The organism is Persephonella sp. (genome assembly GCF_027023985.1).
GTDB lineage: Bacteria > Aquificota > Aquificia > Aquificales > Hydrogenothermaceae > Persephonella_A.
This window is the reverse complement of record NZ_JALVTW010000021.1, coordinates 20948-33204: the sequence shown is the minus strand read 5'-3', so window position 1 is coordinate 33204 and position 12257 is coordinate 20948. Positions and strand designations below refer to the sequence as shown.

The following is a 12257-nucleotide window of genomic DNA, read 5'->3' as shown; positions in this document are numbered from 1 at the left end:
ACCATCTGGGCAACTGAGGTTCCCACGGTGACAATTGGAGGAATACCCAACTTGATTAAAGCAGGGTTAAGTATAATTCCGCCACCAATGCCAAGAAGACCAGAGAAAAATCCAACCACAACACCAAGGGCAATAATTACAAAGATATTAACTGTGACATCTGCAACAGGAAGATATATTTCCAATTAAACCTCCTTCCATTTAATATATTAGAATATTCTAACGGAAAAACAGCTACAGAGAGGTGATATGTCGCAGGAAAATCTGGAAAAGCTTTTAAATAATAAATGGTTTGTGTCTTTATTTTTGTTTTTTACTGTTTTTGTTTATTTCTGGAACATATGGCTCAATGATATATGGATTCCCAATGAGGCTTTTTATGCAGAAGCTGCACGGGAAATGTTAGAGAAAAAGGACTTCCTTGATATTTTTTATAACTATGAGCCCCGCCTGAATAAACCTCCTATGACATATTGGCTGGTGGCTATTTCCTATCTAATTTTTGGAATTAATGAGTTTGCAACAAGGCTCCCTATCGTTTTGACAGCGTTAGGCTCAAATATTTTGGTTTATCTGATAGGTAAAGAACTGTTTGATAGGAAAATCGGCATTGTTGCTGCTGCTGTAATGGCCTTCAGTTTCCAATTTATTATAAATTCAAGATATGCCTCCCCTGAAGTGCCCCTTACATTTTTTTTCACGCTAACCCTGTATCTTTTTATTGCCGGATATAAAAGAAGAAAGTTTTTATATATCCTTTTTTCTTATATTGCCCTTGGATTTACCATTTTGACTAAAGGATATCCGTATTTAATCATAATCGGGGCAATTGTTATTATTTATCTACTTTTTGAAAACAGTTTTAGACTGAGGGCATTTTTCACAAATTTAAAATTTATTCATCTGGAAATAGGGCTACCTATTGCTATTGTCATTGGTTTTAGCTGGTATGTCTATGCTTATATGAAATTTGGTCAGGAGTTTATTCAGATAACACTGGAAGAAACAATAAAAAGGGCTATTGGTAAAAAATCAGGAGGAATTTCCAGTCTATTTTTCTATTTCGTAGTTATTCTATGGGGATTTTTACCTTATTCGTTGATGGTTTATTACGGCGTTTTTAGAGCTATAAAGGACAGAACAAAAGAACTCATGTTTCCTATGGTGTGGCTTTTGACAATGCTTGCTATATTCACCATAGCCAAAGGAAAAATTCCTGTTTATATTATTCAGGCGCATGGTGCAATGTCCATTATAGTTGCCTATTATCTGGTTAGATATTCACCTAAAAATCAGATTGATAAAGTTTTTTATGGGGTATCCCTCTTAATTCCTGTTATTATTGCTGTCGCTGCTATAGCAGGTATGGTATATCTTTTTAGACTGGATTATATGTATTACATTGCAGCTATTTTCCCCGTTCTTTATCTGGTCAGATACAGAGAGATTAGACTACTTCCATTTATATCAATGCTTGTGTTGTTTTATATGTTTGTCGTTTCAGTTTTACCTATCGTGGAAAAATTCAGACCTTATGACAGAATAGGGATAGCTATAAATGATAATGTTCCGGAGAAAAATATTCCCCTATATATAGAAAACCGTTTCTGGCACAATCTACCTTTTTATGCCCGGAGAAAAGTCTATAGGGATATACCAACTGCACAGATTATAAAGCTATCAGAAAAAAAACCGCTTCTGGCTTTGGTTAAACCAGAAACCTATAGAAAAATTAATGGAGCTATGGTTTTATGGAATGGGTATTTATACAAAAAAGGAAGCGAATCCAGATTCGCAATTTTATTAAAATATGTATTCAAGGCTTTACACGGTGATTTTTCAGGATTTGAAAAAAGATATCTAATATACAAGAGGTGGGAAAGATGAGCGAAATTATTACACTTAACGGAAGGGAAACTTCCGTAGAAAATTTCAACAGAACCCTTATGTATGGGGAAGGTGTTTTTGAAACATTCCGGTATAACAATGGATTACCAAAGTTTATTAAAAAACATTATCAAAGGCTCATAAAAGGAGCAAAAACACTTGGAATTCCTTCTATAACAGAGGAAGATTATATTTACTACATTGAGGAAACAATCAAACAAGCAGAAGGAAATGATTTGTATGTAAAGACAATACTTGTTTCAGAAGGAAATTCTGAATTTTCGGTATTACCTGTTGCAAGTAAACTACTTGTTATTGTAAGACCATTTAAACCTATGCAAAAAGAAAAAATATCTCTTACTCTTGCACCGTTTAAGGTTCACAGTTCAGACCCACTACTGAAAATAAAATCCACAAACTATATGAGAAATGTATTAGGAAAAAGATATGCAAGGGAAAATGGGTTTGATGATGTTGTTTTCTTAAATGAAAATGATGAAATTACAGAAACATCATCTGCAAATATATTCTGGATCAAAGGAAGATTTTTATACACCCCATCGCTTGATTGTGGAATTTTGCCAGGTATTACAAGAGAAGCTGTGATTAATGAAGCAAAAAAGGATGGCTGGACAGTAGTTGAAGGAAGATTTTATCTTGATGACCTGAAAAAAGCAGACTATATATTCGTTACCAATGCCCTAAATGGTATAATTAGAGTGGAAAAATTTAATTTTATTTACTGATAAGGAGGAAGGTCTAATTGCCTTTAATAGTCCAGAAATACGGCGGAACTTCTGTAGGAAGTATAGAAAGAATTAAAAATGTTGCAAATAAAGTAAAAAGAGCAGTTGATGCAGGTAATAAGGTAGTTGTTGTTTCTTCTGCAATGTCAGGGGAAACAGACAGATTACTTGGGCTTACAAGGGAACTTTCCTCCAGACCTGACCCAAGGGAACAGGATATGGTTGTTTCCACAGGGGAACAGGTTGCTATTGGTCTTCTCGCAATAGCATTAAAAGAGCTTGGGATAGATGCCATAAGCCTGACAGGATGGCAGGTGCCTATTATTACAGATGATGCCCATACAAAAGCAAGAATTAGAAGGATAGACACAAACAGAATACATGCAGAGCTTGATAAAGGAAGAGTTGTTATTGTTGCAGGTTTTCAAGGAATTGATGAGTATGGAGATATAACAACCCTCGGTAGAGGAGGCTCAGATACAACGGCAGTTGCACTGGCTGCTGCTTTAAAAGCAGATGTATGTGAGATATACACAGATGTTACAGGGGTATTTACAGCAGACCCGAGAATTGTTGAGAATGCAAGGAAAATTCCTGTGATTTCTTATGAAGAAATGATGGAAATGGCCTCATTAGGTTCTAAAGTTATGCAAATCAGGTCTGTAGAATTTGCCGCCAAATATGGCGTTAAAATACACGTGAAGTCCTCATTTGTTGATGAGGATGGAACATGGATTGTGGAGGAAAATGAAGAAATGGAAAGGGTAGCAGTTAGAGGAATAAGTCATGAATTAAAAGAGTCCAAAATAACAGTTGTTAAAGTTCCAGATAAACCGGGTATTGCTGCAAAGCTGTTCAAAGCACTGGGAGATAACAATATAGTAGTTGATATGATCGTCCAGAATGTATCCCATGAAGGATACACAGATATATCTTTTACAGTGAATAAAACTGATGCTGATTTTGCAGAGGAAATAGCGAAAGAAGTCGCTGAAGAAGTAGGTGCAGCAGGAGTAGAAAGAAACGACAGAATAGCAAAAATATCTGTGGTTGGTTTAGGAATGAAAACCCATGCAGGAACTGCAGGAAAGATGTTTGAAGTTCTATATAGGGAAGGAATTAATATTTATGCAATCTCAACTTCAGAAATCAAAATATCCTGCCTGATAGATGAAAAATATGCAGAACTTGCAGTAAGGGCTTTACATGAAGCATTTATAGAAAATCAGGAAACAATTGTTATTGATTAGGAGTCAATTATGAGAAAGAAAAAAATAAAAAAAGTACTGGTTGCAAACAGAGGTGAAGTTGCAACCCGTATAATCAGGGCATGTAAAGAGCTTGGGATAAGAACTGTTGCTATATATTCGGAAGCTGACCATAACGGTATCTGGGTTAAAAAGGCAGATGAAGCCTATATGATACCCGGCGACCCTCTAAAAGCATATCTGAACTTTTACAAAATTGTCGATCTTGCGAGACAAACAAGGTGTGATGCTATACATCCCGGTTATGGATTTCTATCTGAAAATGCAGATTTTGCAAGGTATTGTGAGAAAAGGAACATAATCTTTATTGGTCCTAAGCCTGAACATATAGAGCTTTTTGGAGACAAAATAAAATCAAAAATCGCAATGCGTGAAGTTGGTGTTCCTGTTTTACCGGGAACAGATGAACCTATCACAGACCTTAATGAAGCCAAAAAAGTTGCAAAAGAGATAGGATTCCCTGTCATTATCAAAGCTGCTTACGGTGGCGGCGGTAGAGGTATGAGAATTGTTGAAAAAGAAGAAGATTTTGAGGAGTTGTTCAAATCTGCCACCAGCGAAGCAGAAAAGTTTTTCGGAAAAGGTGATGTCTTCATAGAAAAATATGTTAAAAATCCAAGACATATAGAAGTTCAAATAATGGCAGATAAATACGGAAATGTTATTCATCTTGGGGAAAGGGATTGTTCTATCCAGAGAAGACACCAAAAAGTTGTTGAAATAGCTCCATCCCCACGTTTAAATGAAGAGGTAAGAAGAGAGCTATACAGAGTAGCCGTTAAATCAATGTTCAAACTGGGATATGAAAGTGTAGGAACTTTGGAATTTCTTGTTGACGAAGAAGATAATTTTTACTTTATAGAAATGAACACAAGGCTACAGGTTGAACATACAGTTACAGAAACAATCACAGGTGTTGACCTGGTTCAAAGAATGATAAAAATTGCAGAAGGAGAGAAATTACCATTCCTGCAGGAAGACATTAAGTTCAGGGGATACGCAATAGAATTTAGAATAAATGCAGAAGACCCTAACAAGAATTTTGCACCTTCTCCAGGAAGAATTACTTCTTACTATTCTCCTGGCGGTCCCGGTGTTAGAATTGATGCAGCAGTTTACAAAGATTATATAATTCCACCATATTATGACTCTATGATTGCTAAACTTACAGTATGGGCTTTAAATTGGGAACAGACAGTAAACAGAGCAAAGAGAGCCCTTGATGAATTTCAGGTTAGAGGAGTTCCAACAAATCTGCCTTTGCTAAGACAGATAGTCAGAGATAAAGATTTCTTGGCAGGAAAATTTGATACAGGATATATAGATAAAAAACTACCTAAATTCAAACTTAAACCTGAAGAAGGTGACCCTGAAGACCTTGCCACAGTGATTGCAGCAGCAATAGCAGCATACCATAGACTATAAAACTAAGGAGGTTGTATAAATGTCTATAATTGTTGATATTCACGGGAGAGAAGTTTTAGACAGTAGAGGAAATCCAACAGTAGAAGCAGAAGTTGTCCTTGAAAGCGGAGTTGTTGCCAGGGCTATGGTTCCAAGCGGTGCTTCCACAGGTGAAACTGAAGCAGTTGAATTAAGGGATGGTGATAAAAACAGATTTCATGGAAAAGGTGTTCTAAAAGCTGTAGAAAATATAAATGAAACAATAGCAGATGCATTAATTGGTGAAGATGCATTAAATCAGGTTGAAATAGATAGAATAATGCTTGAACTTGATGGCACAGAAAACAAATCAAAATTAGGTGCCAATGCAATTCTGGCAGTTAGCCTTGCTGTCGCAAGGGCAGCTGCAATGGAATTGGATATTCCACTCTATAGGTATATAGGCGGAACAAATGCAAAAGTTCTTCCTGTTCCTCTTATGAACGTTATAAATGGTGGAGTTCATGCAGATAACAACCTTGATTTTCAAGAATTTATGATTGTTCCTGTTTTTGGCGGAAAAGACCCTGATAATCCAAGATTTAAGGAAGCCTTAAGATGTGGTGTAGAAGTATTTCACACCCTTAAAAAAGTTCTTAAAGAAAAAGGCCATTCCACTAACGTTGGAGATGAGGGTGGTTTTGCCCCAAATCTAAACTCAACTAAAGAAGCACTTGATATATTAATGGAAGCTATTAAAAAAGCAGGATATGAACCGGGAGAAGATGTTTTACTTGCTATAGATGCAGCTTCTACAGAGTTTTATGATAAAGAGAAAAAGGTTTACAAGTTTGAAGGAGAAGAATTAACCGCAGATGATATGATAGCCGTTTATGAAGAAATTGAGGGAACATATCCCCTTATCTCCCTTGAAGACGGAATGGCAGAAGATGATATAGAGGGTTGGAAAAAACTTACACAGGCTTTAGGGAATAAAATACAGCTTGTTGGGGATGACCTTTTTACAACAAATCCAAAGCTTATCAAAAAAGGAATAGAAGAAGGTTTAGCAAATTCAGTGCTGGTAAAATTAAACCAGATAGGCTCTTTAACCGAAACATTAGATGCTATAGAACTGGCAAAAACCGCAAGCTATACAAATGTTATATCCCACAGGTCAGGGGAAACAGAAGATACATTTATTGCTGACCTTGCTGTTGCTGTAAATGCAGGCCAGATTAAAACCGGTTCTGCATCAAGAACAGATAGAATAGCAAAATATAACCAGTTAATAAGAATAGAGGAAGAATTAGGAGATAATGCAATATTCAAAGGAAAAGAGGTTTTCGCAAAATTCCTTAAGTAAATTAAAACCGGGGGTGGACTCTGTCCTCCTCCTTATCACACTTGGTCTATTCATATATTTTTCTTATGTTTTATTTTTCGGGGATAGAAACATATTTAAACTGATTCAAAAAGAAAAAATAAAAAATTCCCTGCAACAGGAAGTAACCCAGCTTCAACTTGAAAAAAAGATACTTCAGGATACTATAGAGTATTTAAAATCTGATAGATTCTTTATTGAGAAAAAAGCCAGAGAAGACCTTGGACTTATGAAAAAAGGTGAAGAAATTTATGTAATAATTGACAAAGACACTCCAAAAAGGAAAAAAGAGAAAAGATGGATAGACAAAGTAATCCAGAAGTATCAAGAATTCAAACTAAGATAAACACTTTCCTGTTTGACCTTGACGGTACCCTTATAAATTCCTCAAAAGATATAGCTGTTGCAGCAAATTATGCACTACAAAATCTGGGATTTTCCCCTTTACCTGAAGAAGAAATAATTAAACATGTTGGCTACGGCGGAGAAAAATTAATACAGGGCATATTAAATACAAACAATAAAGATCTTATTTCTAAGGGAGTAAAAATATTTAGGGAGTATTATTTCTCAAATCCTGCAGTGCACACAACACTGTATCCGTATATAGATCGGCTATTAACAGCTTTAAAGGAACAAGGAAAGACTATAGGAGTAATAACAAATAAATATGAGGATATATCAAGACAGATTTTAGAAAAATTAGGGGTGATGGATAGGATAGATATTCTAATTGGAGGAGATACAACCTCATACAAAAAACCCAGACCAGAGCCGATATTATATGCCCTAACTAAATTAGGTTCAAAACCTGAAAATACCGTTATGATAGGGGATAGCGAAGCAGACATTCAGGCTGGAAAACAAGCCGGAACAAAAACAGCCCTTGTTCTTTATGGGTTCGGTAAGAAAGAAATAGCCCTTTCCTATAACCCAGATATTGTTATAAAAAGTTCAGAAGAACTTTTTAAACTTTTTAGCTAACTAAAAGCTTTCCGATATTGTAGATAATAAATGTAACTATCCATGCAGAAGTTAGATTTGTAAGCACTGAGATACCTGCCCATTTCCAGCTATTTAACTCTTGTTTTATAGCAAAAACTGTGGCCATACATGGTGTATAGAGAAGTAAGAATACTAAAAATGAAAATGCGGTTAACGGGGTAAAAGCATTCCTAACAGCTTCAATTAATGAAGTATCTGCCTTTTCCTCTTCTTCTTTTTCAATAGATATTAAACCAAATACAGAAATAATCTTTTTGGCTGCTTCTATATTTGCATCAATAAAGCCTTTTCCTGTTTCTATCAATTTCTCTTTTATATTTATCTTCTCAACCCTTTCTTCCTGAAAAGCCTCTTCAGCATATATATTCCCCATTGTTGATATAACAACTTCCTTAGCTACAAAACCGGACATCAAAGCACCGGCAGCTTGCCATGTTCCGAACCCCAGAGGTTCAAAAGCAGGTGCAATGGTTTTACTAATTTTTCCAAACAAGGAATCCTCTGTGTTTTTTACTCCTACAGGAAAATGAAGCAAAAACCATATAACAATAGAGGTGGCAAGTATAAAAGTTCCTGCCTCATATAAAAATGCCTTTGTTTTTATCCAGGAGTTTTTTATCAGATATCTAAATGTTGGGAGTCTATATGGCGGAAGTTCAAGGATAAAAGGATAAGATTCAGATTTAAAGACAAATTTGTTATAGATTAAAGCAACAATTATCGCTACAAACACACCTAAAAGATACAAAAACATAAGGACAAAAGCCCTATGATGTGTAAAAAATATAGTTATGAAAAATGCATAAACAGTCAGACGGGCACCACAAGACATAAAAGGTATCATTAAAACTGTAAGAATTTTCTCTTTAGGATTTTCAAGGGTTCTTGTTGCATAAACAGCAGGCACATTACAACCAAAACCAATAATCATAGGGATAAAGGATTTCCCGCTGAGACCAATAATAGACATAAATCTATCCATAAGAAAGGCAGCCCTTGCCATATAACCGCTACCTTCTAGAAATGCCATAAACATATACAGGAAAAATAAAACAGGCACAAAAACAAGAACAAACCCAACCCCACCTATTATTCCATCTGTAACAAAAGACCTGAACCATGGAGAAGCACCTGCAGAATCAAGTAGTTGTGCCACAAGGGGAGCGACAAATGAACCCAAAGTATTATCCAGCCAATCTACATAAGGAGATGAAAGTTCAAAGGTAAACTCAAACAAAAGCCACATTAAAACAAAGAAAATAGGAAGTCCAAAAACTTTATGAAGGAAAATTTTGTCTAAGATTAATGTTATATCAACTTCTTTAACAGGATGCTTTTTAACACATTGTTCATAGATACTGATAATTATTGAGTATCTTTCTTCCACTATTATTGTTGTTGCATCTTTATGGTATAGTTTTTTTATTTCTGTCTTAAACCTTTCTATCGCTTTCAAAACTTCTTCATTTATATTTGCCTCAATAAATGATGTATTCCCTTCTATTAAAGAAAGAATAAGAAAACGCTTAGGATAAAGGTCAAATAAAACAGGCTGTTTTTCTTCTATTACTTTGGCTATTTTTTTTAGTTCTTCTTCAAGCTGATCTTCAAAATGCAGAATACATTTTAGCTTTTCTTTATTTTCATAAGTTTGTATAACTGCATCTAATATCTCTTGAACACCTTCTCCTTTAGCTGCGATGGTCGGAATAGCCTTTGAACAGAGTAATTTTTCCAGTTTTTTATAATCAATCTCTATACCTTTTGAAACTGCTTCATCCCACATATTGAGGGCAATTACAAGTGGAAGTTCCAGTTCAAGTAGTTGAACAGTTAAATAAAGATTTCTCTCCAGATTTGTTGAATCAACAACATCTATAACAACATCTGGCTTTTCTTTAATCAGAAATTCTACAGCTACTTTTTCCTCAGCTGTATCATTACTGAGACTATAAGTCCCGGGTAAGTCTATTAAATGAATCTTATAACCTTTATACTCAAATTCTGCCTCTTTTTTCTCAATTGTTACCCCCGGCCAGTTTCCAACATGTAAGTTTGTCCCTGCTATTGCATTAATCAGTGTTGTTTTTCCTGTATTCGGGTTACCTGCAACAGCAACCTTTATAATTTTATTCTCCATTGCAATCCTCTACTTCTATTAGTTCCGCTTCATTTCTTCGTAAAGCGAGGCAGTAATCCTTTACCTTTATTTTTACAGGTCCGCCAAAAGGTGCGTCCTGAACTACTTCAACAATTTGTCCTGGAAAAAGTCCAAGTTCAAGAAGCTTTTTCTTCATCTCAGGTGGGAATTTCAGTTCCTTTATTCTGCATCTTGTTCCTTCTTTCATCTGTGCCAGCTTCATTTTCCTTTACCCTGTCCAATTTTAATTTATATTCAATCTCAATTACTAAAGCCTATGATAAAACAGAAAAAACGACTCTCAAATGATTTAAATCAACTTCCCAGTAAAATTGTTGTAAAAAATCTATAAGGGGCAATAATAATAAAATTCAAAGCCCCAACAGCAAGCAATATTATCACTATGTAAAAGCCCCATTGTTCAAGGGGTTCCATTTTCCTCTCAAGATGAGGAGGCAAAAGGCTCATCAATATTCTTCCACCATCAAGTGGTGGAATAGGAATAAGATTAAAAATAGCAAGGATTACATTAATACTTACAGAATATTTAAGAAAGATTAAAATAGGGAAGATAATTGACCTTATAAATCCCACTCCGAAAATAGAAGCCATTGAAACCAAAACAGACTGTGAAGATAAAAGCTGATACAAAACACCGAAAAAAACAGCAGCTACAAAATTTATTCCGGGTCCTGCAAAGGCAGTTATTGCCATACCTTTGCGATATCCTAATTTTTTGAAGTTTAGAGGATTAATAGGAACAGGTTTAGCCCATCCAAACAAAAACGGTGCTTTTATAAGAAGTAGTAATGCAGGTAGTATTATTGAACCAAGGGGGTCTATATGTGGAATTGGATTGAATGTTAATCTTCCTGAGATTTTTGGGGTAGGGTCTCCAAGTCTATAGGCTATAATTCCATGCCCTAATTCATGTATTATAACTGCAAATAGCAGTGCAGGAACCATAAAAATAAGTTCTAATATGTTAAAATCCATTTCTTCTACCTTCAAATTTTATTCAGATATTTTATATTATTTCACTGCCAGTGAAAATCAATTTATAATTTGGGTGATATGGAAATAAAAGAAATTGCAAAAGTTGTAAATGGAAAGTTAATAGGAAACCCTAAAGGAAAAGTAGACAAGTTCTGTATAGATAGCAGAAAAATAAACCAAAATATGTTTTTTGTTCCTATTAAAGGTGAAAGGTTTGATGGGCACCAGTTTATTGAAGATGCTATTAAAAAAGGTGCTACAGGATATTTTACCCAGATAGCTAAAAATATTGATGGAGGAATTCTGGTAGATGACACCCTAAAAGCCCTTACAAAAGTTGGTGTTTACAAAAAGGAAAGGCTAAAAATTGCTATAGGCATAACAGGAACCAGTGGAAAAACAACTACTAAAGAAATTTTGAGATTTTTATTGTCTCAGTTTTTCAATACATACAGCACTCCGGGAAATTATAATAACGAGATAGGAGTTCCTCTTACTCTTGCCAATATCCCTGAAAATACCGAGATTGGAATTTTTGAGTTTGGAGCAAGGAAAAAAGGAGATATAAAAAAATTGATTGAGATTTCCACACCGGAAATCAGAATATTAACAGCAATAGGACACGGTCATACTGAAGTCTTTGGTTCATTGGAAGAAGTTATAAAAGGTAAAGGGGAAATTTTTGAAGGTGGAGAAATTGCAATTTTGCCTTATTCCTTGTTGAAGTATTATAATCTTGGCAAAAAAATCACCTTTGGTTTTGAGGAAAATGCAGATATCCATATAAAAGGTATAAAAATAGATTTTGAAGGAACAGAAGGTATTCTGAAAATAGATAATAAGTTTTTCAAAATAAAAATTCCTGCTATTAATAGAGCTATTGTTTATAATACTGCCATAGGAGCAGCTGTTTTGAAATATCTGGAAATGGATATTGAAAGAGCTTTAGAAAATCTGTCTGAATTCCAGATGCCTGAAGGAAGGGGAAAATTAATAAAAATCAGAAATATTCAAGTCATTGATGATACCTATAACGCAAACCCGTTATCTGTAAAAAATGCAATTGATACTATATCCAGCCTTCAAGGATTTAAGATTGCTGTCTTAGGGGATATGCTGGAGCTGGGCAAAAAATCCCAAAAATTACATGCAGAAATAGGAGAATATATTGGTCAGAAAAATATAGACCTTGCAATTTTTTATGGAGAAGAGATGAAATGGGCTTATGAAAGGGCAAAAAAATACATACCTGCATTTTATTTTGAAGATAAAACAGCGATAGCAGAAAAAATTTTAAAACATAAAGATAAAAATCCTATAGTGCTTATAAAGGGTTCCCGTGGCATGAAAATGGAAGAAGTTATTGAAATTCTTAAAAATATCTTTTGAAACTTTAACTTCCATTATTCCACAAAAGTCATTAAATTAATTCTTGTATAGAGCAATCA

Annotated in this window: 11 protein-coding genes and 1 pseudogene; 8 read left to right on the top strand and 4 right to left on the bottom strand. The window is 34.8% G+C overall.

The window, feature by feature from the left end; all coding sequences use genetic code 11:
* A pseudogene (locus tag MVE07_RS05770) lies at positions 1–185 on the bottom strand (TSUP family transporter); the annotation flags it as partial.
* Between the two features lie 64 nt (positions 186–249).
* Here MVE07_RS05770 and MVE07_RS05765 point away from each other — a divergent pair.
* From MVE07_RS05765 to MVE07_RS05735, 7 genes are read left to right on the top strand one after another with little or no spacing between them, the layout of a single operon-like run.
* Positions 250–1887 (top strand): glycosyltransferase family 39 protein, encoded by a 1638-nt coding sequence (locus MVE07_RS05765; protein ID WP_297455255.1) that lies wholly within the window; start codon positions 250–252, stop codon positions 1885–1887.
* Complete coding sequence (locus MVE07_RS05760) at positions 1884–2633, top strand: aminotransferase class IV (RefSeq protein WP_297455253.1); 750 nt, start codon at positions 1884–1886, stop codon at positions 2631–2633. Before MVE07_RS05765 ends, MVE07_RS05760 begins: the two co-directional genes overlap by 4 nt.
* Before the next feature lie 17 nt (positions 2634–2650).
* Positions 2651–3883 (top strand): aspartate kinase, encoded by a 1233-nt coding sequence (locus MVE07_RS05755; RefSeq protein WP_297455251.1) that lies wholly within the window; start codon positions 2651–2653, stop codon positions 3881–3883.
* Positions 3884–3892: 9 nt separating this feature from the next.
* Positions 3893–5326, top strand: a complete 1434-nt coding sequence (accC, locus tag MVE07_RS05750) for an acetyl-CoA carboxylase biotin carboxylase subunit (protein WP_297455249.1) — start codon at positions 3893–3895, stop codon at positions 5324–5326.
* A gap of 19 nt (positions 5327–5345) precedes the next feature.
* On the top strand, positions 5346–6650 hold the full coding sequence (gene eno, locus MVE07_RS05745; protein WP_297455247.1) for a phosphopyruvate hydratase: 1305 nt from the start codon (positions 5346–5348) through the stop codon (positions 6648–6650).
* 13 nt (positions 6651–6663) lie between these two features.
* Positions 6664–7014, top strand: a complete 351-nt coding sequence (locus MVE07_RS05740) for a septum formation initiator family protein (RefSeq protein ID WP_297455244.1) — start codon at positions 6664–6666, stop codon at positions 7012–7014.
* Positions 6966–7652 carry an HAD-IIIA family hydrolase gene (locus MVE07_RS05735; RefSeq protein WP_297455242.1) on the top strand — a complete coding sequence of 229 codons (687 nt, stop codon included), beginning with the start codon at positions 6966–6968 and terminating at the stop codon, positions 7650–7652. The genes MVE07_RS05740 and MVE07_RS05735 overlap by 49 nt, the downstream gene beginning before the upstream one ends.
* On the opposite strand, the gene feoB is transcribed toward MVE07_RS05735, so the two are convergent.
* From feoB to MVE07_RS05720, 3 genes are all read right to left on the bottom strand, one after another.
* Positions 7645–9813, bottom strand: coding sequence for a ferrous iron transport protein B (feoB, locus tag MVE07_RS05730; protein ID WP_297455239.1), 2169 nt, complete (start codon positions 9811–9813; stop codon positions 7645–7647). The two genes, MVE07_RS05735 and feoB, sit on opposite strands and share 8 nt — an antisense overlap.
* Entirely contained in the window at positions 9803–10036 is a 234-nt protein-coding gene (locus MVE07_RS05725) for a FeoA family protein (protein ID WP_297455237.1), read from the bottom strand. The genes feoB and MVE07_RS05725 overlap by 11 nt, the downstream gene beginning before the upstream one ends.
* Positions 10037–10128: 92 nt before the next feature.
* Positions 10129–10809 (bottom strand): site-2 protease family protein, encoded by a 681-nt coding sequence (locus MVE07_RS05720; protein WP_297455235.1) that lies wholly within the window; start codon positions 10807–10809, stop codon positions 10129–10131.
* Positions 10810–10887: 78 nt separating this feature from the next.
* On the opposite strand from MVE07_RS05720, the gene murF reads away from it, so the two are divergent.
* Entirely contained in the window at positions 10888–12198 is a 1311-nt protein-coding gene (murF, locus tag MVE07_RS05715; protein ID WP_297455232.1) for a UDP-N-acetylmuramoyl-tripeptide--D-alanyl-D-alanine ligase, read from the top strand.
* Positions 12199–12257 lie beyond the last annotated feature (59 nt).